The organism is Streptomyces sp. NPDC025618 (genome assembly GCF_055558795.1).
The window spans coordinates 19,867-42,751 of record NZ_JBVHLW010000047.1 but is presented as its reverse complement, the minus strand read 5'-3'; the positions used below and the strand labels follow the sequence as shown (position 1 = coordinate 42,751).

Sequence of the window (22,885 nt, the reverse complement as noted above, 5' to 3'; positions counted from 1 at the left end):
CCTCACGCTCACGCTCGGACAACACCAGCTCGGCCAACCGCGGCCCCGGACGCCCCATGCATATCAAACGACGCATCAACGACTCAGGTCACTAGACGCGGCCAGCGGCCAGTTGAGCTCTTGCCCGAGCGGCCCGCGAGTTGAGCTGGTCCGACGTACCCGTGCTCCATCAGCGACGTCCACGACGCGGAGCACGGAGCCCGGAGCGGCCCGCGCCAGGGCCCGGGAACGCCGGGGCCTTTCCGAGCAACAGGGACGGCTGTGCCGAGCAGGGCTTCTTCCATCGGCCGGAGAATCCTCTGCAGCCGCCGTTTCTCCTCCGGCCAGAGGAACCTGCGCACGACTGTGTCGGGGACGGTCTGCGGGCCCAGCGAGGCTGAGCAGCAGGGATCAGGCTATGTCGGGCGGTGCTGCTCAACCAGGCGCCCGACGCCAGGAGGCAGGTCCAACGGGATCAAGGGACAACGCCTGATGCGGGTGCGCCTGTGGAAGGCCTACACCGGCGGGGCTTGACGGGTAGTTATCGCGTCGGCGATGTGACCGTCTGTCCATAGTAATGGCAGGGTAAATGCCTTGTTATGGTGATCCGCCTCATCGCCCAGTGAAGGACGGCACATGACCATGCCTGAACACCCCTCCGGCCCGCCTCAGCCTCAGTGGGACCCGCGTCTTGCCTTCCCGGGGCCGTTTTACCCGGCGCGGCAGGCGCGCAATGGGTTGGGGGTCGCGTCGCTGGTGACCGGTATCGTCGGCGTGTTTCTCGGGGTCGTGCCGTTCCTGTTCTTCCTGTCAGGTGTCCTCGGTGTGCTGGCCCTGGTCTTCGGTCTGATCGGCCAGAGCCGGGCCCGTATGGGCCAGGCCACGAACAAGGGGATGGCGCTGGCCGGGTCGATCCTGGGCGGCGTCGCCATGGTGATGTCGATAGTCGGCCTGATCCTCATCGTGGTGTTCCTGGAGGACGACACCACCGAAGCCAAGGACATGAGCCACCGGGGGCGGGTCACCGGGCCTGCCTCTCCTTCGCCCTCAGCGTCGGCCCCGGCCGCCAAGAAGGCTCTGCGGTTCGGTGATACGTACACGTACGAGGACGGGGTCACCGTCACTGTCACCAAGCCCGAACCGTACGAGTTGGACGGGATCTCCTACGGTCACGAAGAAGGCGACCTGGCTCTGCAGATGAAGGTCACCATCGTCAACGGCAGCAAGACGCCGGTCGACCTCGTCACCCACGTGCCGAGCGTGCGGGACGCCAACGGTGCCCGGGCCTCAGAGATTTTTGACGGCCACGGCGCGACGAAGGCGTTCTCCGGGACGCTGCTGCCCGGCCAGCAGGCGGAGAGCCAGTTCACCTACTCTGTCCCGCCCCAAGGGGCGAAGGAACTCCAGGTGGAGACCGGTGCCAACAACAAGCGCCCGGATGCCCTCTGGATCGGTCCAGGCCAATAGTCCGCTGAGGCCAAACCGAGGCACCGACGGCGCCGACGCAGGCGGGACGGTCAAGGCATCATGATCAAGGAAGTGGGCTCACGCCGACCGGGTGAGCACGGGTGGCTGAAGCTGCGGGCCCCGCGGCGGAGGGGATCATCAGCGCGGTGACCGGCGCCGTGCGCACCGCACACTCTCCTGCTCGGCGACATCGACTCCACGGGCGGGCTGCGTCTGATCACCCACTCCGCACCACTGAACCGGACCGCGTCGGCCGAGCTGGTCGCCCTAACCCGCCCCGCCGGGGCCCGACGGTCCCTGGCACGCCCGCCGCGTTCAACGGGTAGGCAGAGCACCCGGAATGGCTGCTGCTTCCGCGTGAACGGTGAACTGCATGGCGAGTCGCACGGGGGTGCGCCCGTCACCGCCGGCCGCGAGGTCCTCGTCGCCGATGCCGCGCGCGAGCTGGACCACGGCCTGGCCCACCGTCTGGCACACACGGGGGAGACCAGACACGTCAGCCCCGCACCCTGAGCGCCTCGATCACGCTACCGAAGCTGTCCGCCAGGTCAGCGAGCGCGCCGTAGGCGGTCAGCGCCCGCTCCCGCGCCTCCGCCTTCGGCGCCGCGGTGACCGTTGCGAGGGCGTAAGCGACGAGGACATCGTCACGGGCCTGCACGACGGGCTGGTGCACGCCACCGGGCGCGGCCGCCTTCTCGCCGCCGCTCACGTTGCTTCGGCCCGGCACGGCCGGGCAGTCGCGGACGTGGGTGAGCAGCCGGCTGGCGTACTCGAGGCGGGAGCCGGCACGGGCAAGCGCGATGACGTCCATGTCCGGGTCAACGAGCCTGGCCCGGCCGGGGAACGGCCCGGACATGGGCCGGGTCCCACGGGCTGGAGGTGATGAAGTGAGCCAGGGCCTGCCGGTTCCCGTCCTCACCCAGCCGGGCGGCCATCGGCTCGACCGACTTGCGCCCACCGCCCGTCAGCGCAGATACACCGATCCCCACCGGCGCTGGTCCGCACGGGCAAACGGCTCGAACACATCCGCCGCGAAATCCTCCAGATCAGACCGGACCGCAGCCAGCTCCCCAGGCCCCGTATCCGATCAACGCAACAGCCGATCATCAGGACACGCCACCGCAGGATGAACCTGACCAGGTCCTACTGGGCGCACGGCGGTGGAGTCTGTCCTTGGCTCGTTTTAGGGAGTGGTCCACTCCATCGCGAGGTGGTCCACTCCATCGCGAGGTCCTGATTCTGGAGGTCAGCGATGCGCTGCTCCCCTCGACTAGGGTTCCCGGGGCGTGGGGTGCGTGGGTCACCTTCCGGGTGTTCGTGTTGATCATCGCGGGTCACGTAGGACGGGGTAGCCCGGCCGTGGCCGGGGCGACGACCGCTATGGGGCCGAGACCGGGGTCCCCGTGGCGGTACGGGAGGCGGCGGCCCGGGCCCGCACGGCATGGCCTCGGGGGATGCCGCGGTTGGCCGGGGTCGTGATCACGAGGTTCTGGTGCAGCAGGCGGATCATCTGGTCCAGACGCAGGTCGATGGTGCGACGACGCCGGTAGCGGATTTCCGCGAGGGTGTAGACGCTCGTGCCGAGCTGCCGGGCCAAGTACGTGGCAGGCCAACCGCGTTCGGCGAGGTGCTGGATACGCGCTGACGCACCGGCAGCCGGTGCCCGGCCGGGAACGCGGGGGCCTGTCCGTGTCGCGGGGAGCAGCGCTTCTTCCGTCGGCCGGAGGATCCTCTGCGGCCGACGTTCCTCCTCCGGCCGGAGGAGCCTGCGGACGAGTGTGGCGGAGACGCCGGAGCGTGTCGCGATGTCGCCGGCGGACATACCGGCCGCGCGCAGCCGGGCGACGTGAGCAGCTGCCGCCGAGGAGCCGACATGGGCTCGGCGGCCTTCCGCCCGATCGGCCTCACGCCGGGAGCGGGCCCTGCGCGCGGCACGGAGACACTCGGCGCGCCGGCATCCGTAGTCGGCGCAGGACGGGCTGCCATGGGGCACCCGGCTCCGCGAACGCCGGCCGGAGCCGCGAGGCTGTGCGGGCGACGATGATGTGAGTTCGTTCATGATGATGTGTTCGAGTATGCCGACACGGCCGGGTGACCGCCCGTCGGCTGCACCGAGCGTCGGTAGGAGGTCGTCCGGGCGGTACTCCAGCATCCTGCCGACAGCCCCACGCCGATGCCGCCGGTCACCGATGCCCTGCGCGCCGAGGCCGCCACCCGCCCAACCCGCCCTCACGCCGAAAGGCCTGGCCGATCTCTGGGCTTGGTATGCCCAGGGCTCCCGGTGCGTGCCCTCGCGGCTACGGGCAGAGGAGGGCGTCAAAGACTCCGTCCTTGGCGCCCTGGACCCATGTGCGCGCTTCGTCGAGGGTGTAGATCTGCGGCAGGCGGTCGGGGTTCTTCGAGTCACCCACGAGGATGAATTCCCCTTGCCTGCCCAGCAGAACGCAGTTGCCGCCACCCCCACTGGCGGTGACCCAGTCGATGTTGGTCAGGTCGAGCTCGGCCGGGTTCGGCTTCTCGGCTGTCACGCGTGCTGCTCCTTGCCTCTTTGGGTGATGTACGTCCGGGTTTCGTCCGGGCTGAGGGCCCGCTGCCAGAGGGCTTCGAAGGCCAAGGCGTAGCGGGTGGTCTCGTCGGGGTGGTCGAGGTAGATCGAGGTGGCCATCGTCTCGACCCACACGGCGCTGCTGTCGGTCTGCGGGAAGCGCATGTGTACGAAGGGTCCGGCCATGCCGGGGTGGCATCCGGTGCTCCTTGACAGGATGCGGATGTCGATGGTGGGCCGGGTGGATTCGTCGAGCAGGCGCTGCAGTTGGCCGTGCATCACCGCGGTGTCCTGGATCGTGCTGAGGAGGGCCTCTTCGCCGATGAGGGCGCGGAAGTCAGTGAGGGCTCCGCTGTAGACCTTGTGCTGGCGGTCGACGCGGATGTCGACCAGTGCGCGGACGGCGGGTGGTCTGAGTTCGGGGCGGAGGCCTTCGATGACCGCGCGGGCGTAGTCCGGCGTCTGCAGCAGGCCCGGGATGATGAAGGGTTCCCAGTTCCAGATGGCCGCGGCTTGCCGTTCCTGCTTGAGGTATCCCTCGAACTGCATGGGCGTGAGCAGGTCGGCGTGGCGGAGCCACAGCTTGGGCCGGGGGCGGCCGGCGGTCGCTGTGTCCGTGCCGAGGAGGCCGAGGATCTGCGTCCGTTCCGCTGGGCTTACCAGGTAGCAGTCCAGGATCGCGTTGGCCAGGTCTTCGCGCACGCGGGCGCGCTGGCCGTGCTCGAGTCGGCTGAGCCCGCTCGCGTCGATCTTGAGGCCACGGCTGCGCAGCTGGTCGGCGACCTGCGCGAGCGTGAGGTCGGCGCGGTTGCGGAGCTCTGCGAGGCGCTGGCCGACTTCGCTGAGGGTCAGCGAGCCGGGGGCGCGGGTCCCGTCCGTCATGTGCGCCAGTGTGGTGGCTGCCGCCGTCACCCGACAACCAATCCTTCCGACAATTTGTTGACCCATGTTGCTAAGGGCGCGGTACGGGGAGCATCCTAGCCAGACGTCACGAGGTGTGTGCGCTCAATTGCCCAGTGCTGCATATGCCGTTGGCGTACCGGTCGACGCTCGTCCCCGCCTCTCCGCCGGAGGAAGGTCGCCATGGCCCCCACCCTGTTCCGCCTGCTGCTCCAGGAGCGCGCGTGGGACACGTGGATCGCCTTCTGTGAGAAGTTCGAGGCCATGGCGAGACAGCTCGCCGTGGATGACCCTCGTCTGGGCAGTGTCACGGTCAGCCGGGCGACCTTCGACCGCTGGTACTCCGGCGACTGGTTCGGCCGTCCTCATCGCGACGCCGCACGGGTGCTGGAGGAGCTGTTCGGTTTTCCGGTCGCCGAGTTGTTCGGTCCGGCTCCGGAGACGATGCTGCCCCGGCTGTCGCAGGCACATGGCCGTGGAGATCTCCGGGCGGCCTTGGCGATCAGCCGGCGCTGGCCGACGTCCCGCCTGTTTCTGTCCGCCGCGCCCGAGGTGGCGGACTCCTGGGAGCTGCTGGGGCGCCGGGTGCTGGATGGAACGACGGCTGCCGTTCAGCTGCACCCGGTCACTGTCCGGGACGGCAATGCCGTCTTCCAGGTCTTTGACCCTGCGTCGCTGGAGGGCTTCCTCCGTCCGGCGCGTCGCGGGCTTCTGCTCGGTGTTGACGACCGGGGGGAGGACTTACGGCTGTATGTGGTGGATTCGCGGAACGCCCGGAACGTGCTTGGCGCCAGGAAGGACGGGGTGGCGCTGCCGACGGCCCACGAGCTGGATGATCTGACCTACGGTGTCCTGTGGGCCTTGGTCCAGCTCGATGACGGGCTCCTTGCCGATGACCAGGCTCTCGACGCCGGGCGGGAAGTCCTGGCGGCCTATCTGCCGCAGGACCGGTCGGCGCCCAGCCACATGGCCGTCCCCGGGCTCTCCTCGGTGGGCACCAGCTGGCTCGGGAGCCTGTTCTGTGCGCAGCACCTGGGACGGCAGCTACTCGATGTCGCGGGCCCGCCGGTGTGCTTCACCCGGGAGCAGACCGGTGAGGAAGCGGCAGCCTGGCTGCTCTACCGTCACAAGGCCGACTACTTACGCTCCCAGGCCCGGCGCTTCGCCGGTGGAAGCCTGTCCCGGGTCTTCTGTATTCCCGAGGCGGTGGTGCGGCGCAGCGGTTCGTACGAACGGATTCTGCTGTTCCTGGCCGTCGCGCTGATGGAACGTCTTGGGGTGCGGGTGTGGGTGACGCCGCGTCCGGAGTTCGGGGCGGTGGACGGCTTCGCCCTGGTCCCGGGGCAGCGCGCTGTCCTGGCCACCTGGGTCCGTACCGAGGCGCTGTGGAAGACGGACACCTCCACCGCGCCGGCCGACCTTCGGCGCTTCGGGGACGTCGTCGCCGATGCGTGCACCGACACGGTCGCCGTCGGCCGGGATCCGCAGCAGCGTCTGCGGGCGCTGGCGGACTACCTCGGCCTCGACTGGGAGTGGCTTGTCTGCCGCTGTCGCGAGCTCGGCGCGCTGGGCGTCGCTCAGCTGATCCGGCCTCGCAGCCGTCTGCTGGGCGTGGAAGCCCTCGACGAGGCCCTGCGGTTCGTCGGCGCTCTCGTGCCCGGCCGGTGAGCCCCATGCCCAGGTCTCTCCCCCGTTGTACGCCATTGTCAGTCCCGTCTGTGAAAGGACTTCTTGTGAAATCTGCCGCCCGTCGCCGTGTCCTTGTCCTCACCCTGGGCGGCACAATCGCGATGACCCGGGCCGCTGCCGGGGAAGAGGGCGTGACGCCCCGGCTGACCGGCGCCGACCTCGTAGCGGCGGTGCCCGGGCTGGACGCGGAGGCCGAGATCGTCGTGGAGGACGTCCGGCAGGTCCCCGGCGCTTCTCTGGTCTTCGAGGACATCGCCGCGGTAGCCGCACGCGTCGGTGCGGCCGAGGCTTCGGGCGTCGACGGCATTGTGGTCACCCAGGGCACCGACACCCTGGAGGAGACAGCGTTCCTTCTGGACCTGTTCCACCACGGCCGGACGCCGGTGGTAATGACTGGTGCCATGCGTCCCCCGCAGATGCCGGGCGCGGACGGGCCGGCGAACCTGCTGGCCGCCGTGCGCACCGCCTCCAGCCCCGCCGTCCGGGACCTGGGCGTCGTGGTGGTCTTCGCCGACGAGATCCACGCGGCCCGCCACGTCCGCAAGATCCACAGCACAAGCCCAGCGGCCTTCACGTCCCCGGGCACCGGGCCCATCGGCCACATCCTCGAGGGTACGGTGCGCTTGCACGTCACTCCGCTGCGCCCGGGCGGTATCGCCGCGCCGTTGTCCTTGCAGGTCCCTCCTGCCCGGGTGGAGGTCCTCCACGCGGTGCTCGGCAGCGACGGGATGCTGCTGGAGGGGCTGGAGGACCGGCTCGACGGGCTGGTGATCGCCGCGTTCGGTGCCGGGCACGTCCCCGGCAGCTGGGTCGACCGCCTGGAGCAGCTGGCGGCCCGCATCCCGGTCGTCCTGACCTCCCGCACCGGCTCCGGCAGCGTGCTGGGGGCGACGTACAGCTTCCGCGGGTCCGAAAGCGACCTGCTGGGCCGCGGTCTGATCAGCGGGGGCTCCCTGGATCCGTTCAAGGCCCGGCTGCTGCTGTGGGCCCACCTCACCACCGGCTCCGGCCGGGCGGCCGTCGAGGCCGCCTTCGCAGCCCAGTCCTGACCTGCCCTACAGCCAAGGAGACTGCCGTATGCGAGCCCGTTCGATCGCCTGGGGACGGTCCTTCGTCGTGGCCCTGGACCACGGAGAGGACTTCTTCACCGCCCTGGGAGACTTCTGCCAGGAGCACGATGTCCGATCGGCCCATGTCCCCACGTTCATCGGTGGTTTCCGCACGGCCCGGCTTGTCGGCAGCTGCCAGCCCCTGGCCGACCCCGAGGCCCCGCTGTGGGACGCGATCACGGTCAAGAGCCTCGAAGTCCTCGGTGGCGGCACGCTGGCCTGGGACCCCGAGACCGACCGCCTGTCGCCCCACATCCACATCACGGCAGGGCTGAAGGCCGACTCCGCCGACGGGCGCACCAGCCACCTGCTGGACGGTCGCGTCCAGTTCATCACCGAGCTCGTCGTCCAGGAGATCAACGACCCGGGCCTCACCCGCCGCCGGGCCCCGGACCTCTACGGCGTACCGCTGCTGGACTTCGCCGATGCCGCCGGTCCGGACGGGTGCTGAGCTATGCCCCCGATGACACGGATCACCCGCTTCTACCTCGAGGTCCAAGAGCGCGAACTGGGGTCGTTCGAACGGTTCAGCGCCGCGTTCCGCAAGACGGCCCAGCACGCGGCACAGGAGGAGAAGGACCCGGCACTGGCCCATACGCTCATCTCCCGTGCGACCTTCGACCGGTGGATGAGCGGACAGATCCAGCGCACCCCGAACACCGCGGCCGCCACGGTGCTGCGCTACATGTTCGGGATGTCGGTCGAGCGCCTCTTCAAAACCGTCAGCGAGGAGAACACCAGCCTCCCGCAGGTCCCCGGCGTCGAATTCGACAACCCGCTCCAGGTCATCGCCCAGGCCCGCACCCTGACGAGCTCGAACACCGATCCCGGGCTGCTGTCGATGGCCTCCACCACGATCCGCCGCATCATCGACCGCTACGAAGTGCTCGGCCCGCAGCAGCTGGCAAGCGAGGCACGGATGCTGCGCACCATGCTGCAGACGCTGATCGCCGGGCAGCAGCCTGCGGGCTTGCGCGCCGCTCTCTTCCTCATGGCGGCGCAGACCTCCGGGCTGCTCGCCTACATGGCCGTCAACGCCAACGCGCCCCTTCAGGTTGCGCAGGCGTACTGCGCCGAAGCCGAGGAACTGGCCGAAGCAGCCGGGAGACCGGACGAGGAGGACGACGCGGTGCTGGGCCTGCGGATGTGGGCGGCGGGCACCCGGTCCCTGGCCCTCTACTACAACCAGCGCTACACCGAAGCGCACGCCGCCGCGCAGGCCGGCGTCGATCTGGCCCCGGGCAACCCCCAGGCCATCCGGCTCCTCATCAACGGATGCGCCCGCGCCCTGGCCCGCACGGGCGACCGCTCCCGGGCCGAGGCCGCCATCGGCACCGCCATGGCCCTCTCCGACCGGCAGCCGCACCTGCCCACCGGCCTGACCTCCTGCATCGACTTCGTTGCCTACTCCCCGGCCCGCACCCTGGCCAACGCCATCACCGCCCGCCTGTCCCTGGGCGACTACGACCACGTCCACACCCACGCCGCCGAAATCGACGAGCTGATCGAAGCCTCCGACTCCGACTGGAGCCGCGCCCTCGTACGCCTCGACGTGGCCACCGCGCTGCTCAGGCAGGACACCCCCGAGCTCGAACACGCCATGCTCCTCGGCCGGCGTGCCCTGCACGCCGGCACCACGGCACCCATCCGCTCGGTATGGCAACGAGCCAGCGAACTGTACGGTCATGCCGCCGAGCGGTGGCGCGGCGAGCCCGTCGTGGGCGACTATGCCGAGGACCTGCGGATCTGGCGTACTCAGCCGCAGGCCGCGCCCGTCGCCGTCAGCACCCCCACGGCGAGCGTCCCGTAACGAGGAGGACCCGCTAGTGGCACAGCACCCGGCCCTGGCCACCGACCAGGCCGCCTTCCCCGCCGTGCCACCCGCCGTGCTCGACGACCCGCACGCGATCGTCCGGCACGACTGGGCGGCCTTCGCGGCCGTGGACCGCATGGCCAGCCACTGGGACCGTCCGGGCTGGGAGAACGGCCGGCGCGCGTACTACTGGCTGCTGACCTTCCCGCACGCCCAGGACCTGATCGACCGGGCGGGACACTGCCAGGACACACTGCAGCACCTGAAGATGGATGCCGTCCCCCACGATGGTCTCCACGTGACCCTGACCCGCATCGGCCCGCTCAGCCGGGTGACATCAACCGACCTCGGCCGCCTTGCCACCGCGGTTCGCCAACGCGCTCTTCCCGCGTTCCGCCTGGACGCCCATCCGCTCGCCGGCTCCCGCGGCGCCGTCCGCTTCTCCGTCTCCCCCTGGACCCCGCTCGTCCACCTGCACGCGGAGCTCAGCGCTGCCGCCCGTGACATCGGCCTGCCCCCGGGCAAACCGACCTCCGGCTTCCGGCCTCACCTCGGGATCCTCTACAGCAACACGCCATGCGACGCCCGCCCTGTCATAAACGCTGCCGCCGCGTTGCGAACCCTGCCGCCTGTCCCCCTGGACGTCGATGCCATCGACCTGGTCGAACTGCGCCGCGAGAACCGGACATACCGGTGGACGACCCTTCACCGCGTCCCGCTCGCCCCACCCGCCCCATGAGCCCGCAGGCCAGAGGCGGCCGTTGGGCGATAGCCCTCGGCCGGCCGACCCCCGGTGTCTGACGGGGCCGGGTGACGTCCCGTCGTCCGGCTGATGCGGTGCTCGAGCACTACGACGGTGGCGCCGGCCCGGTATCCGGTCGCGTCAGTCTGAGCGGCGCGGGCCAGGGCATCGGCCACGGCCTGCGGGGCGTCGGGGTACGCGCGGACCAGGCCGTCGAGGACGTCACGGCCGAGTGCGGTGCTGCGGGGCCGGGTTCTCAGGGCGTCAGCGCGGGCTCCCAGCCGAAGCGGGAGCGCACCGTGCCCTGAACGATGCGCTCCAGGGCGGCAGCGTGATACGGGACGATGTTGTCGGGGATCTCGTCGAACCGGAACCACCGCACGCCGCCGCACTTGTCGGGCTCGGCGTTGTACGGCTCGCCCTCCCAGGAGCGGGCGCGGTAGAAGACCCCCAGCCGCGGCTCCTCGCCCGGTGCACGGTGGTCGAGGAAGTGCACGAACTCGAGCCCGCCCGGAGGCACGCGGACGCCGATCTCCTCCAGGCCCTCGCGGGCAGCGCCGTCATCGGTGGGTTCGGCCTCCTCGAGGTGGCCGCTGGGCACCTGCCACAGGCCGGCGGCGTAGCCGCCCTTGCGGAGGCTGAGGAGGACCTTCTCGTCACGGACGAGGAGGATATGGACGTCGCAGATACGGCGGTGGCGCTGTGCGGTCACGGTGTCAGTCGATTCCTCGCGGGGCCGGTGGAGTCACCGATTATGGCGTCGCCCTGCGCCCGGGTGGGGCGGTTTTGCGTCATTGGTGGCGGGACGTCAGCACGGCTCGGTGCGCAGGAACGTCTCGGCCTGCTGGAGGTGCTCGCGGATCTGGCGTCGGATGGATGCGGGCTGGGCGGTGAAGAGGGCGGAGTCAACGGTGCGGGTGCGTTTGTCCCAGGCCCAGGTTCCGGCGATCCGGCCGGCGACGGTGATGGTGGCGCGGACCTCGCCGATGGTGTTGAACGCGAGTGCGGTGTGGGCGGGGTCGTGGTAGCGGCTGCGGGTGGTGAAGTACCCCTTGAAGGTGGGGTCCTCGAAGGCGAGCAGCCGTACGTGGCCGGCCGGGAGCGGGGGTGTGGAGCGGATGCGGTCCAGGTCTTCCTCCATGGCGAGCAGTTCACCGGGCAGGCCGTCGATGCGGACGCGGACGAGTTCGCGGCCGAGGACGGCCAGGGCCGGGGAGATCTCGGCGCGGGTCAGGCCGGTCCACCACAGCAGGTCGCCCTCGGCCGCGGGCCCGTAGGCGTGCAGGTAGCGGCGGACCAGCGCGATGGTGGCCGCCCGGGGATCGAGGCCGGTGAGGGCGAGGCCGGGGTGGGCGTGGTCGAGGAGGGCGAACTGCCGTTCTTCCCGGTGAAGGGAGGTCGCGGTGTTGCGGCAGGCCAGGTGCCCGGATTCCCAGGCCCACTTGATGCCCAGCCGTACGGCCGGGATGTCCGCGGCGGCGTGGCGCTGCTTGGCGAGGTGGTCTTGGAGGTCGCGGTAGGACAGCGGGCCGCCCGCGAGTGCGTCGACGGCCCGCTGCCCCCAGCGCCGGAGCGCCGCGGGGGACAGGCTGTGGCGGCGGGCGGTGGCGATGGTGGCGCCCTGGCGCAGGCGCAGGGTGGCGGTGTGAGCGTCGGGGGCCTGGTCGAGGGGCCACAGGTGGAGGGTGCGGCGCATGCACCGGATCTTTGCCAGGGTCCCGCCGGGCGCGAGGGCGGTACGCAGGCCGTCGGGGGTGAAGGCGGGGTTGCGGGTGTGGGCGGTGACGTAGGGGGTGAGCAGGCGGGCGGCGTGCAGGCCGGCCTGGGCGGAGGCGAGGGAGGCGAGGGGGGCGGGTGCGGAGCCGGGGCCCCAGCCGTGGCGGGCGGCGATGGCCGCGCGTTCGGCAGGGGCGGGCAGGGTCACGCTCGCGGCCACGGGCGGGGGCTCCTTGCGCTGAAAGGGGTCGGCCGGTGCTCAGGTGCCAGGGCGGCACCTGAGCCTAGTGGGAGCTACCGGGCCGCGGGGGTGGAAGGGCCGGATTCGTGGCGGTCGGGCCACAGGGTGGCGACGAGCGCGGCGAGCTCGTCGTAGCCGGCCTGCACGGCGGCGAACTCTTCCTCGCTGCCCCACCAGTGACGGTCGTTGTGGTGGATGTGGTACTGGCTCCAGTCCCCGCTCCAGCCGGGCTGGCTGCTGGTGCCGTGGAGGCCGAACTCGGCCGGGTGGTCGTAGACGTAGGTCCCGGGCAGGGGGACGAACCGGAAGAGGCTGACGCGGTCGATGAGCGGGGCGAGCTCGGTGAGCAGGTCGATGGTCTCGCCGGTGGTCTGCCGGTTCTCGCCGGGGTAGCCGTGGATGAGGAACAGCTTGACGTTGATGCCCGCGTCCCGGCTCCAGCGGAGCGTGCGGCGGATCTGGGCGGCGGTGATGTTCTTCCGCATGGCCTTCAGGATCGCCGCGCTGCCGGACTCCATGCCGTACTTGATCTCCAGGCAGCCGGAGCGGGCCATGTCCGCCAGCAGCGCCTCGTCAACCGTGTCCACACGGGAGAGCGCCGACCAGCGCAGGCCCAGGTCAGCGATGTTCGCGGCGATGTCACGGACCTTGCTCTTATTGACGATGAAATTATCGTCAACTATGGCAAACCCCTCGACCCCGTACCGCTCGACCAGGTCGAGGAGTTCGCGGCGGGCGCTGGCGCCGGAGCGGTACTGGATCCGGGTCTGGGCCGCGGCACAGAAGCGGCAGGGGAACGGGCAGCCCCGGCTGAACATCACGTGCGCCATGCGCAGGTCCGTGTCCGAGAGGCGGTCGCTCATCACCAGGTCCTCAGCCGGCAGGAGATGCCGGGCCGGTAAGGGCAGGGTGTCGATGCTGCGCAGCAGCGTCCGCGGGCGGGTACGGACGACCTGGCCGCCGTGGCGGTAACAGATGCCGTCGACGTCGTCGAACCGCCGGCTGCGGGCGTGGTCCAGGAGTTGGAGGAAGGTCTCCTCGCCTTCGCCGATGCCCACCGCGTCGGGCTCGATGTCCGCGAGGGTTTGCTCCGGGTAGAAATTCGGGTGGACCCCGCCCACCAGGATGAGCGGGTCGCCGGCGTAGCGGCTGTCGCGCCGGCAGTCCCGGATGACGCCGTAGGTCGCCGAGGAGGGGATGGTGAAGGCCACGGCGTCGGCGCCCGTGAAATCGCGGACGTGGTCACCGTGGGAGACCTTGACGATGGAGACGTCGTGGCCGGCCTGCTCGGCGACCGCGGCGAGGTAGAGCACGCCGAAGGGCGGGAACTCCCGGCGCTTTTGCTTGAATCGGGCCAAATCGAGTACTTCCGGGTATACCAGTGCCACGTGCATTGCAAGCCTCCGGAGGGTTGCCGATCAGGCGGGTGGAGGTGGTCCTCATCTGCTGTGCGTCGGCGGGCCGTACGGGCCCGGGTGGTGGTCACGGATGACGGCAGTGAATGGTCATACGGCCGCTTCCTGGGCCGGCGGTGCATCGGCGTCCTGGAGTTCGGCGCGTATCCGGGCGTAGACGGCCTCCGCGGCCGAGAGTTCGTCGTCGGTCAGCGGGTCGCCGAGGCAGCCGAAGTTCTCCCCGGCTTGCTCCGGGGTGCGCAAGCCGGCGATGACGACGGCGTGGCCGGCCTTCTGCAGGGACAGTCGCAGCGCCAGACGGCTGAGTGTCCCCGGCGTGTCACCGAAGCGGTCGCGCAGTTCCTTCAGTCCGGTGGCGACCGGGCCGGCGGCCCGGGCACCGGGATCGCGCGGGCCGAAGGGCTGGCCGACGAGGACTCCGTGGGCCAGGGGCGCGGCGAGCACGAGGCCGGCTCCCCGTCGGCGAGTGAAGGTGAAGAGGTCCTCGCCCTCGTCGTTCAGGGGTACGGCCGGGGTGAGGCCGTGGAAATGGGTCCACACCACGTCCGGCTGGATCCAGCGGAACAAGGCGACGAAGCGTGCGGCCTGCCGGCGCCACTCTGCCAGGGGCGCGCCGAGGGCTGCGTGGGGGCCGCGCATGCCGATCGCGGTGATGTCGCCGTTGCGGCGCAGGATGCGCATCTGCTCGATGGCGCTGTCCAGGTACCGGTCGCCGGGGCCGAAGTCCAGTGACGCCAGGGTGTAGAGGTCAAGGGGAGGCTCGATGTAGAGGTTCTCGAGGGTCTGCTCGAATTGGTGGTGGATGTGACGGCCGGCGTAGGGGTGGGGTGCGGTGCCGCGGACCAGGCCGACCTTGCTGCTGACCTGGAGGCGGTGGCCGGTCCACTCGCGCAGGAACTGGCCGATGATGCGTTCGGAGTGGCCCAGGCCGTAGGAGTCGGAGGTGTCCAGGAGGGTCGCGCCGTGTTCGGCCGCGCTCCACAGCCCGCCGCGCAGGAGCTCATCGCGGGAACCGGGGCGGTCGCCTACGGCGGCGCAGTGCACGCCGAGCGGGTGCACGACCATCTGCCGGCATAAACGGCGGGCCGTGAGGGAGGTTGCCGCCATCAGCTCGCACCGGCCAGGGCGATGAACACCCTGACGATCTTGCCGTCGTCGTGTTCCTCCACCGTCCGGGTGGTGGAGTACGCGTCGATCAGGAAGAGCCCGCGCCCGCCGTCGGGGACGTTCTCGCCGTCGGCACCAGGGGGTGCAGGGCGCTGGGCGGGCCGCGCGGGGACGGCCGTGACATCGGGGTCGCCATCGGCAACGCCCACGATCATGCCCCGCTGGTAGACGTCGACGAGGAGTTCACGGGGGCCGTCATCGGTGTGCTGGACGGCGTTGCCCACGAGTTCATCGGCCACCAGAGCGACGTCATCGCGGCAGTAGCCGCCATACTCGCGGCACGTCGCCCGCACCTCGTCCCGTGCCACCTGCTGAGGGGCAGTCACCCCCTCGAGGTCGACGGCATGGTGGGCCAGCAGGTCTCCCAGGGACGCGCTGGCGATGTTGGCCGGAGGCACGGGCGTCTCCTCGCAATCCGAGTACGGCACGGCCCCAGCCTCCCCCGGTACAGCCGCTCATCGATACGGCATCCGTTCCTCATTACATCCTCATTTCCCGGCTCAGCCCCGCCGCACAGACACCAGCAAACCCGCACAGAAGGAGCGGTGGACTGGCGTCGTCGCGCGCCGAAATGAGGATGAAATGAGGATGAGATGGCGTATCGATGAGCAGCGGTTTCCGCAAGGCTGTCAGCCGTGTCCCCGACCTCCCCCTCCGCCTCGGAGTCCGTGATGACGCCGCTGTCCCTCGCGCACCGGCACAGGCCGCCCCCGCTGTAGAAGCCCCTGCCGCTCACAGGCATCACGGCAGTTCTGCTCTCCAAGACCGGGCACCGGCGCGCGGGTTCTCCCTCCCATTTCCCCGCGTGCCGGGTGTCCACCGTGGGCTCCGGATTCCCCTCACCCCCGAGGACCGTCGGGTCGCCGGACCAGGGCGACGGCGGTTCGTGATTCCGGAGTGACGGCAACGCGATCACGGCGAGCGTCGCACGTCCCGGCTGCCGCAGGAAAACGCCTGCGGCAGCCGGTCCACCTCCGCCGGCACGACGGCATGCCCCTTGCGAGGCCACGGCACACGGTGACCAGCACTCGGCCAGCCCGCCCCCGGCTCTTCCTCAACTCCCGGCCCTCAGCCGGCCCCAACCCCAAGGACACCACCGGTGACGAACGAGAAGGTCCAGACCCTCCTGGACGACAGCATCACGAAGGTGCCGCAACTGCGCTACGCACTGGTGGTCAGTGTCGACGGACTGCTGCGGTTCCACAGCCCCGCCAGCCCCCTCAACGACGACGGGGAGGCGGACAAGCGCGCGGCCCTGGCCAGCTCGCTGGCGAGCGTTGCCTCGGCGATGGCACGGGCCGAGGGCCTCGGGCCGGTGCGGCAGTCCGTCGTCGAGGCCGACCACGGACTGTGCCTGTTCGGCACGACCGCTCAGAACAACGACGTGATCGGCCTCTACGCCGAGAGCGGCGCCGACATCGGTGACGTCGGCTTCGAACTCGGTGTCCTCCTGGAGAAGCTCCCGGTACTGCTGGACAGCCGCACGCGGGGCTTCGCGGTCAGCGGGGCGTCATGACACCGGTACCGGAAGAAGCCGACGCTCTCGACGTACAGGACACCGCGGTCCCGGGCACCGAGGACGCCTTCGGCATGTTCTTCGGCGGTGACGACGACTCCCTCCCCGAGTCCTCGCCCTCCCCTTCCCGGCGGAACACCAGGGCCTTGGAGTTCCGCAGTGACCAGACCCTGCTGGTACGCGCAGTGCACCAGCGGCCGCTCCGGCGTTACCCGAGGCCGGCGGCTCTGCTTCCTAGGACGGCTCCGGCTGGCGGGCATGGCTCAACGCCGCCAACTCCTCTCCATACCGGTGCCGCCAGCTTCCGTCCCGGTGCTGCCTCTCGCCGCTCACCGCAACCGTGGCCCGGCGCCTGCCCGCCATGTGCACGAAGGTTCGCACCGCTTACGCGTACCTGCCCTGACCACCCATTCCAAGGAGACATCCGCCCGATGGCCGCCCATACACCCCGCACCCATGCCAGCAGGCGCACGGTGACCACCGTGCGCGGCGCCCCGTTCGCCACCGATGCGGACAAGAACCAGCCCCCTTACCCGCGGGGCCATGGCGCCGGGGCGGGGTGGAGGGCAGCGTGAGCACGACGACACCGGCAAGACCGACGAGGGTGGAGCCGCCCACGCTGCCTACCGAGGCCGAGGTGCGGGAGCGCACCCAGTTGCGCACCGACCGTTCATGGCTGACCCACGCGGCTACCCCCCGCACCGCAGCGTCACCGGCGCTCATCGAGCACCGCCTCCGGGACCTGCAGCGGATCGTCGAACGCTGGGTGCCGGTGGCACGGCTGCGGCGCGGAGCGGCAGCCGGTTCAGCGGCCGATCAGGCCCGGTGGGACGCGCTCATCGGCGCTGTCATCTCGGCGCAGGATGTCAGCCCGGACGGCCCGTACGAGGCCCTGGTGCTGCTGACCATGCAGGCGCGTGCACTGCTGCTCGCCATCCACCAAAGCACCCCGCCATGCGTCCCCGTGGCGGTGATCGCCGAGCGAATCACGGACGCGATCGAGACGGGCATCTACCCTGCCGGATCCCGCCTTGTGCTGGACCGGCTCGCCACAGACCTGAACGAACCCCTGACTCATGTGAAGCTGGCCGTCACCGATCTGGTGACGGCGGGCATCGTCGAACGGCGCGGCAGCCGCCCGCACGTGACCACCCCGGGTGCCCCGCAGGCGAACCTGCCGGAGCGCCTGGCGGCCCGGATCCGTGCACAGATCACCACCGGCGTCTACCCTCCCGGGACACCGTTACCCACCCGGCACGAGCTCGCCCGAACATTCATGGTGTCACTCACGCCCTTGTCGGCCGCGCTACGTCTCCTCGCCGACGACGGGCTGGTCCTGCTGCCCCACGCCTCCCGAGCCACGGTGACGAAGACCGCCGCGGCCCAGGCTCCTACGGCCGGCGAAGAGATGATCCTGGCCTTCCGCGACGGGCAGAGCCCGGGTCCGGACACCCGGCCGATAGCGATCCGCGAGTGCGCCCGGATCGCCCGATCCTGGTGGAAGAGCAGGTTCATACCGCACCCCACCACCCTGGACCACCAGCTCGACCAGCTCCACCAGTTCGCCCGGCAACTGCTCCCCCAGGCGCAGGAACACGGCGCCGCCCTACCACCGGACAGCGACGAGTCCCGCAGCTTCCGCCAGGTGATCGCACGGGCTGCTGAAGCAGCCGCGTTACCCCTGCCCGCGGACCTGGAACTGCGGGTCTGGCACGGGGCGTGCCTGGCCACCGCCGTCACCGACCTGCTCACCATCACCGAGGCCACTACTCATGCCGTATGACGTGCAGAACCACACGATTCCGACGATGCCCATCACTATCCCGTACATCACCGCGCGCAAGGGCGAGCAAGGCGAGGTGGCTTCGAGACTCGGAGTGCTGCCCCGGACGGGACTGAGCTACGTGAACGAGGGCCCCGGCGACCGCGACAGCCGCGGTGTGCTGTGGGCACGCTGCTCCTCCCAGTCCCGCGACGCAGCCGGCTGCCTGACCGGCGCCCCCGCACAGCCGCCGCTGAGGTCCAGGCGGCCCCGCCTCTACGGGGAGACCGGGACGCACTACCAGCTCACCGGCACGTTCAGCCTGGAGCCTGTCACGGACGGGTACGTCACCGTGCCCTATGGGGACCCGACGGCTGTCATGTTCCTCGCCTCGCAACTCATCCGCCGGCTGTGCGACGTCACCGTTGTGGATCTCGCCGCCGCATGGGAGGCCTCCGCATGAAGAACACCGACCACTCCACCGCGCCGGCGCCCGCCCTGAACACCCCTGTCCGGGCGCCGAGGGGAGCGCCGGTTTACGAAATGCAGCCGGGCACCGCAGCCGACCGGCGGGCGGTCTCGGACTTGATCTCCGACCGGATCCTCCAGCTCGGCGACAAGCTGCGCACCGACGTCGAGACCCCCGGGACCACGCTCATCGACCTGCTGGACCAGACCGAGGAGGGACGGCCGATCGTGTGGCTGCTACGCGAGGACGAGCGTCTCCTGGGATGCACCGCACTGCTGGGCACGACCCCGGAACAGGGCTGGTCCACCCAGCAGTTTACTGAACCCACGCTGGGCGTGATCAGCCTGTTCACCGACCCCAGATGCCGCGGCGGAGGCCTCAGCCGGCTCATGGTGTGGTGGGCGCTGGATTACGCGGCCCGATTGGGCGGCGTGGACTGGCTGCGCGGCACCACTCGCTCCGACCGCCTCATGCGCCTCATCCGAGACGGTATGCACTGCGATGGCGTGGAGACGGTGCTGCGCGGCGGCTGCCACGTACACCTGCTCCAGCACCGCCCCCAGCGCATGCCCACCCTCGCCGCGCTCATCGCGGAGACCACCACGCCCGCCTGAACCGGCCGGGCACCCCGCACCGTGGGGTGCGGGGTGCCGGGGTGTTCGGTCAGGCCGGGGTGACATTCTCCGCCTGAGGGCCCTTCGGGCCCTGGGTGATGTCGAAGTTGACCGCCTGGTTCTCCTGGAGTTCCCGGAAGCCGGAGGCGTTGATGGCGGAGTAGTGAACGAAGACGTCCGGGCCGCCGCCGTTCTGAGCAATGAAGCCGAAGCCCTTTTCGGCGTTGAACCACTTCACAGTGCCGCTTGCCATGTTTTTTCCCTTATATCCAGGTTCGAGGGTACCGGTTTGCCGGTCCCCTGGGTGAGGTGATCGCCCTGGTCCTCGGACACTGCTGCACAGCACGAAGCCCGCGGCGCACCGCGGGCGATGAGACTTCGGAACCACGACTACTGGCAGGGAAATTACCTGATCTGCAGTCATCTGGCTACAGTGTGCAGCGGAATCGGAGGGTAGCGAGCGTGCGCGATCGGGGGTCGCAAAGCCGCGAGGCGTTGTTCTGCCCCGCAGACTCCCTCCGGCTGATCTTGCTGTGGGGCCGGCTTCGCTCGCGGCTGCCGCACCGGCTCGACGCTCTGGGGGTGGCCTTCCCCGGCGGGCTGGACAGCCACGAGCGGGTGACGTCGTGGCCCAACCGTCCGGCTCGATGATCTGACCCCTGGAAACCCGGCGGTCTGTGCGGTGGTTGCCGCCAGGGTGTGCAGGCGCCTGCCGACGGCCGCCGCCCGCCTCCGCCAACTCGTCCCCGCCGGCGCCCACGCCTACCCCGCACGTCCGCTGTAGGGCCCCAGAGCCCTGCTACCCGTGGGCAGTGCTGTACCCAGCGCCACCGCACTCCAGCAGCACCGCCACCCCGTCGGGGTACCACGGCATCAGCGCGTCAGCCTCCTCAACAGGGACCCAGGCGACCTCGGACACGTCCTCGTCATCGGGGCTGGGCGAGGGCACACCGGACAGCAAGGCCGCACGGAAGACAGTGAAGACGTCGTGCGCTACCGGCCCGACCCGCTCACTCACGTGCACAACGGGTCCGACGTCCACGACGACGGTCGTCTCCTCCTTCGTCTCCCGCACAGCCGCCTCGGCAAGCGTTTCGCCGTCCTCACGCCGCCCACCCGGCAGACTCCAAGTATCCCGATTCCGGACCAACAAGACCCGCCGCGCCGCCTCGTCAGCAACCAAGGCGTACGCGACATCAATGCGCTCCACAGCCTGCACCCTCCCGAAATGGCCCTCCGATTCTTCCGCAAAGCCGCCCGCACCGCAGGAGTATCGGGAAGAAGCCCGGCTCCAGGTGGGGTACCGCCCGCGAACAGCCGACCGGCCGATTCTGGGCCCGGTGAGCGGACCATCGTCCGGCATGCGGTGCTCGGTGGCCGCCCAGGGAAGATGACGGTCGCTGAGTTCCGCAGCGTGGGTCAGGAGGAGGCAGGTGCGTGCCATCGGCCGGTGATGTCAGCGCCGGTGAGGCCGGGGCCGACACCGAGCACGAGGGTTCGGCTGCCGTGGCGGGGCTGGTCGTCGTGGGTCTGACTGAGGATGTGCAGGACGGCGACGCCGCCCAGGTTGCCGTGGTCGCGCAGGCTGCCCCATGAGTGCGAGAGGAGTCCGGGTGCACAGTCGAGCCCCTTGGCCGTCAGGTCCAGAACCTTCGGGCGTAGTAGTCCATGGTCCCGGACACGGTGAACTGCCAGCCGTCTTCGACATACAGACCAGCTCCAAGGGGTCGCTGGAGACGATGCAGGCGCCTGCTTGTCGACGATCACGAAATTCCCCAGCTGATGCGGCATAAGCGTCACGTATTTTTTCGTGATCGTCGACATTCCTCGACTGGCAGCACATCTCCCGGCCCCGGTCCTGGCGCGTCGCCACCCACCCCGCAGGCTGAAGTGATCCTCCTCAAGGTAGTGACCATCATCTTGTCCGAGACCGGTCCGAGGACCGGCTACCGGCTCCACCCCTGTCACAGCACCCCACGGGAACCGTTCGTTCAGCCCGATGATCTCTCAGAATGGCGCTCGCCCAAGATCCCCGACAGCGTCAGGCTCTCAGTGTCCGGCCGACGTGTCCCAGTAGTGCTCCAGCATCTCTCCCGGCCAGTCCGGTTGCCGGAGCGAGCCGCGGGGGCCCATCTCCTGGAAGTACGGCGCGAGGTCGATGACCGGCGTGCCGTCGACCGCGTCCATGTCGGCCACGTGGAGATCGAGGCCGTCGACCGCCAGCAGGCGGGGGAAGCTGGTGGCCAGCTGGTTGGGGCGGCGGTGGTTGCGGTGGGCGAAGGTGCCGGTGGCCGGCCAGCGCGGGTTGTTCCTGGGGCTGCGGGCGTGCAGCGCGATTTCCTGGGGCGAGGCGAGGTGGAACCGCCAGGTGACGATGAGGTGGGAGAACTCCTCCAGGCCCTGGACGACCTCGAGCGGGAAGGCGGGGTCCAGCCGGATGATGGAGCGGGTGTCGCCCCAGTGGTCGTCGGTCGGGTCGACCCGCCCTCTGCTACGGGCGTCGTTCCGTTACGCGACCCGGCAGGACTGGGACCAGATCGCCAAGGCCCTCAAGCCGGTCTACACCGCCCCGACCGAGGACGCGGCCACCACCCGCTTCCTGGAGTTCACCGAGACCTGGGGCGAGAAGTACCCCGCGATCGTGCGGCTCTGGGAGAACGCCTGGGCCGAGTTCGTGCCCTTCCTCCAGTTCGACGCCGAGATCCGCCGCATCGTCTGCACCACCAACGCGATCGAGTCCGTCAACGCACGCATCCGCCGGGCTGTCCGGGCCCGCGGCCACTTCCCCTCGGAGGCCGCCGCACTGAAGTGCGTCTACCTCGCGGTCATGAGCCTCGACCCGACCGGGAAGGGCCGCAAACGCTGGACCAGCCGCTGGAAGCGGGCCCTCCAGGCATTCGACATCGCCTTCGACGGACGCCTCTCAGCAGCCACATCTAACCGACAAACCAACTCAGTTACACCGAAAACTTTACAGACCATCACTAAGGCGGACTGGTGGTCGGAATCCGCCCGGACACGGACCAGGCGGCAGCGCCCGACGTGTTGTCCGCCGTGATCCTCACCGGCATGGGAGAGAGCAGAAACGCGGTGATCGTCGCCAGCGCCGACGCGGTGATCTCCGTCGGCGGTTCTTGGGGCACCCTCAGCGAGATCGCGCTCGCCGCGCGGCGCGGCGAGATCCCCGTGGTCTGCCTCGCCGGGTGGCAGGTGACCTAGCAGACGGGAACCCCCGTCGCAGGGCTGGTCCACACCGCGACGCCGGAGGAAGCCGTGGCGACGGCGCTCGCCCGCTGGGCCCCGTAGGCGGCATTCGCTGTCGTGGCTGCCTTTGAGGCATCCGCCGACAGGGTCATGGACTCGGCAAAGTCAGCGCCAGGACGGGCACGATTTTATGATCACGGAGAATTCTCTACGTTCAGTGGCATGGGGAGAGTTCGCGTCCGTCGGGTTTGCTTCCATCGTCGCGCCGGTCCGGAATTCTCTGGGTGTAGGGGTCGACCGCCTGTTGATGCCGCCGCTGCCCGGCGGCTGTGTGGACAGCGGGCCGGTCATGCGGAGGGTGTGTGATGAGCCGCAGCGGACGGACCTTGTGCCGTTGGGCTCCCCGGACCCCGGGGCGGGGAAACAGTTCCGGAACTGAACCGTCAACAGGTGGTGCGGCTAACGGAGTTGTGGGCCCCGTGGATATGCAGGCCACTTCCTCACACCGCTTCACCCTGTACACTGGTGATCAGATCC

24 protein-coding genes and 3 pseudogenes are annotated in these 22,885 nt (G+C 70.0%); 12 read left to right on the top strand and 15 right to left on the bottom strand.

Annotation, left to right across the window (positions count from 1 at the left end; translation table 11 throughout):
- The first annotated feature begins 615 nt into the window (after positions 1-615).
- Positions 616-1,446 (top strand): DUF4190 domain-containing protein, encoded by an 831-nt coding sequence (locus tag ACZ4A5_RS27630; RefSeq protein ID WP_467589891.1) that lies wholly within the window; start codon positions 616-618, stop codon positions 1,444-1,446.
- Between the two features lie 315 nt (positions 1,447-1,761).
- Here the strand turns inward: ACZ4A5_RS27630 and ACZ4A5_RS27625 are convergent, their stop codons facing one another.
- The 6 genes and pseudogenes from ACZ4A5_RS27625 to ACZ4A5_RS27600 form a co-directional block, all read right to left on the bottom strand.
- Complete coding sequence (locus tag ACZ4A5_RS27625) at positions 1,762-1,941, bottom strand: hypothetical protein (protein ID WP_467589888.1); 180 nt, start codon at positions 1,939-1,941, stop codon at positions 1,762-1,764.
- 1 nt (position 1,942) lies between these two features.
- Entirely contained in the window at positions 1,943-2,302 is a 360-nt protein-coding gene (locus ACZ4A5_RS27620) for a hypothetical protein (RefSeq protein WP_467589886.1), read from the bottom strand.
- A pseudogene (locus tag ACZ4A5_RS27615) lies at positions 2,292-2,512 on the bottom strand (transposase); the annotation flags it as partial. The pseudogene ACZ4A5_RS27615 and the gene ACZ4A5_RS27620, both read right to left, overlap by 11 nt.
- 312 nt (positions 2,513-2,824) lie before the next feature.
- A complete protein-coding gene (locus tag ACZ4A5_RS27610) occupies positions 2,825-3,043 on the bottom strand; it encodes a hypothetical protein (protein WP_467589883.1) in 219 nt (72 codons plus the stop codon).
- Between the two features lie 700 nt (positions 3,044-3,743).
- The gene (locus tag ACZ4A5_RS27605; protein ID WP_467589880.1) at positions 3,744-3,974 is read right to left on the bottom strand and encodes a DUF397 domain-containing protein; all 231 of its coding nucleotides are present in this window, start codon (positions 3,972-3,974) and stop codon (positions 3,744-3,746) included.
- Entirely contained in the window at positions 3,971-4,873 is a 903-nt protein-coding gene (locus ACZ4A5_RS27600; RefSeq protein WP_467589877.1) for a helix-turn-helix domain-containing protein, read from the bottom strand. The genes ACZ4A5_RS27605 and ACZ4A5_RS27600 overlap by 4 nt, the downstream gene beginning before the upstream one ends.
- Before the next feature lie 201 nt (positions 4,874-5,074).
- On the opposite strand from ACZ4A5_RS27600, the gene ACZ4A5_RS27595 reads away from it, so the two are divergent.
- The 5 genes from ACZ4A5_RS27595 (at position 5,075) to ACZ4A5_RS27575 (ending at position 10,241) form a co-directional block, all read left to right on the top strand.
- Positions 5,075-6,559: a transcriptional regulator, XRE family protein gene (locus tag ACZ4A5_RS27595; RefSeq protein WP_467589874.1), complete on the top strand. Its 1,485-nt coding sequence runs from the start codon at positions 5,075-5,077 to the stop codon at positions 6,557-6,559.
- Positions 6,560-6,624: 65 nt separating this feature from the next.
- A complete protein-coding gene (locus ACZ4A5_RS27590) occupies positions 6,625-7,629 on the top strand; it encodes an asparaginase (protein ID WP_467589871.1) in 1,005 nt (334 codons plus the stop codon).
- Positions 7,630-7,657: 28 nt separating this feature from the next.
- Positions 7,658-8,140: a PPC domain-containing DNA-binding protein gene (locus tag ACZ4A5_RS27585; RefSeq protein WP_467589868.1), complete on the top strand. Its 483-nt coding sequence runs from the start codon at positions 7,658-7,660 to the stop codon at positions 8,138-8,140.
- A 12-nt stretch (positions 8,141-8,152) separates the two neighbouring features.
- Positions 8,153-9,499, top strand: a complete 1,347-nt coding sequence (locus tag ACZ4A5_RS27580; RefSeq protein WP_467589865.1) for a hypothetical protein — start codon at positions 8,153-8,155, stop codon at positions 9,497-9,499.
- Positions 9,500-9,515: 16 nt separating this feature from the next.
- Positions 9,516-10,241 (top strand): 2'-5' RNA ligase family protein, encoded by a 726-nt coding sequence (locus tag ACZ4A5_RS27575; RefSeq protein ID WP_467589863.1) that lies wholly within the window; start codon positions 9,516-9,518, stop codon positions 10,239-10,241.
- Between the two features lie 259 nt (positions 10,242-10,500).
- On the opposite strand, the gene ACZ4A5_RS27570 is transcribed toward ACZ4A5_RS27575, so the two are convergent.
- The 5 genes from ACZ4A5_RS27570 to ACZ4A5_RS27550 all read right to left on the bottom strand — a co-directional run bounded on the left by ACZ4A5_RS27570 (position 10,501) and on the right by ACZ4A5_RS27550 (position 15,211).
- Positions 10,501-10,956: an NUDIX hydrolase gene (locus ACZ4A5_RS27570; protein WP_467589860.1), complete on the bottom strand. Its 456-nt coding sequence runs from the start codon at positions 10,954-10,956 to the stop codon at positions 10,501-10,503.
- A 96-nt stretch (positions 10,957-11,052) separates the two neighbouring features.
- Complete coding sequence (locus ACZ4A5_RS27565) at positions 11,053-12,180, bottom strand: DNA glycosylase AlkZ-like family protein (RefSeq protein ID WP_467589857.1); 1,128 nt, start codon at positions 12,178-12,180, stop codon at positions 11,053-11,055.
- A gap of 74 nt (positions 12,181-12,254) precedes the next feature.
- Positions 12,255-13,559 carry a B12-binding domain-containing radical SAM protein gene (locus ACZ4A5_RS27560; protein WP_467589854.1) on the bottom strand — a complete coding sequence of 435 codons (1,305 nt, stop codon included), beginning with the start codon at positions 13,557-13,559 and terminating at the stop codon, positions 12,255-12,257.
- Between the two features lie 147 nt (positions 13,560-13,706).
- Entirely contained in the window at positions 13,707-14,723 is a 1,017-nt protein-coding gene (locus ACZ4A5_RS27555) for an aldo/keto reductase (protein ID WP_467589851.1), read from the bottom strand.
- A complete protein-coding gene (locus ACZ4A5_RS27550) occupies positions 14,723-15,211 on the bottom strand; it encodes an ATP-binding protein (protein WP_467589848.1) in 489 nt (162 codons plus the stop codon). Before ACZ4A5_RS27550 ends, ACZ4A5_RS27555 begins: the two co-directional genes overlap by 1 nt.
- A 671-nt stretch (positions 15,212-15,882) precedes the next feature.
- Between ACZ4A5_RS27550 and ACZ4A5_RS27545 the strand changes: the two genes are divergently transcribed.
- The 4 genes from ACZ4A5_RS27545 (at position 15,883) to ACZ4A5_RS27530 (ending at position 19,144) form a co-directional block, all read left to right on the top strand.
- Positions 15,883-16,299, top strand: coding sequence for a roadblock/LC7 domain-containing protein (locus ACZ4A5_RS27545; protein WP_467589845.1), 417 nt, complete (start codon positions 15,883-15,885; stop codon positions 16,297-16,299).
- Positions 16,300-16,870: 571 nt separating this feature from the next.
- Positions 16,871-18,082 (top strand): winged helix-turn-helix domain-containing protein, encoded by a 1,212-nt coding sequence (locus ACZ4A5_RS27540; protein WP_467589842.1) that lies wholly within the window; start codon positions 16,871-16,873, stop codon positions 18,080-18,082.
- Between the two features lie 25 nt (positions 18,083-18,107).
- Positions 18,108-18,524 (top strand): hypothetical protein, encoded by a 417-nt coding sequence (locus tag ACZ4A5_RS27535; protein WP_467589839.1) that lies wholly within the window; start codon positions 18,108-18,110, stop codon positions 18,522-18,524.
- Positions 18,521-19,144: a GNAT family N-acetyltransferase gene (locus tag ACZ4A5_RS27530; RefSeq protein WP_467589836.1), complete on the top strand. Its 624-nt coding sequence runs from the start codon at positions 18,521-18,523 to the stop codon at positions 19,142-19,144. The genes ACZ4A5_RS27535 and ACZ4A5_RS27530 overlap by 4 nt, the downstream gene beginning before the upstream one ends.
- A gap of 49 nt (positions 19,145-19,193) precedes the next feature.
- Here the strand turns inward: ACZ4A5_RS27530 and ACZ4A5_RS27525 are convergent, their stop codons facing one another.
- The 4 genes and pseudogenes from ACZ4A5_RS27525 to ACZ4A5_RS27510 form a co-directional block, all read right to left on the bottom strand.
- Complete coding sequence (locus tag ACZ4A5_RS27525) at positions 19,194-19,397, bottom strand: cold-shock protein (protein ID WP_467589833.1); 204 nt, start codon at positions 19,395-19,397, stop codon at positions 19,194-19,196.
- Positions 19,398-19,943: 546 nt separating this feature from the next.
- Positions 19,944-20,354 (bottom strand): NUDIX hydrolase, encoded by a 411-nt coding sequence (locus ACZ4A5_RS27520; RefSeq protein ID WP_467589830.1) that lies wholly within the window; start codon positions 20,352-20,354, stop codon positions 19,944-19,946.
- Between the two features lie 209 nt (positions 20,355-20,563).
- Positions 20,564-20,968, bottom strand: a complete 405-nt coding sequence (locus ACZ4A5_RS27515) for a hypothetical protein (protein ID WP_467589827.1) — start codon at positions 20,966-20,968, stop codon at positions 20,564-20,566.
- Between the two features lie 225 nt (positions 20,969-21,193).
- Positions 21,194-21,613 (bottom strand): annotated as a pseudogene (locus ACZ4A5_RS27510) (SAM-dependent methyltransferase); the annotation flags it as partial.
- Positions 21,614-21,632: 19 nt separating this feature from the next.
- Here ACZ4A5_RS27510 and ACZ4A5_RS27505 point away from each other — a divergent pair.
- A pseudogene (locus tag ACZ4A5_RS27505) lies at positions 21,633-22,076 on the top strand (transposase); the annotation flags it as partial.
- A 65-nt stretch (positions 22,077-22,141) separates the two neighbouring features.
- Positions 22,142-22,363, top strand: coding sequence for an SLOG cluster 4 domain-containing protein (locus tag ACZ4A5_RS27500; protein WP_467589824.1), 222 nt, complete (start codon positions 22,142-22,144; stop codon positions 22,361-22,363).
- Positions 22,364-22,885 lie beyond the last annotated feature (522 nt).